General features: G+C 64.7%; 1 pseudogene. It reads left to right on the plus strand.

The annotated features are described in order from the left end of the window. Positions 1 to 217 (plus strand): annotated as a pseudogene (locus AC0IYH_RS31775) (class II fumarate hydratase); the annotation flags it as partial. Positions 218 to 269: the final 52 nt, after the last annotated feature.

Below are 269 nucleotides of genomic sequence, written 5' to 3' on the forward strand. Positions count from 1 at the left end.
GGAGCCGAATCGCGAACGCATCGCCGAACTCGTCGGTCGATCGCTGATGCTCGTCACCGCGCTCGCGCCCGAAATCGGGTACGACCATGCGGCGAAGATCGCCAAGCACGCGCATGAACATGGCCAGACGTTGCGGGAAGCGGGATTGGAACTCGGGCTCGTCGATGCCGACACGTTCGACCGGGTCGTGCGCGCGGAGGATATGCTCGGCCGCTGACGGAACCTTCCGCCGCTCCTCGCGCTTCATCGACGAGAAGGAGATGCTTACG

The organism is Pseudomonas sp. AC463 (assembly GCF_979253585.1).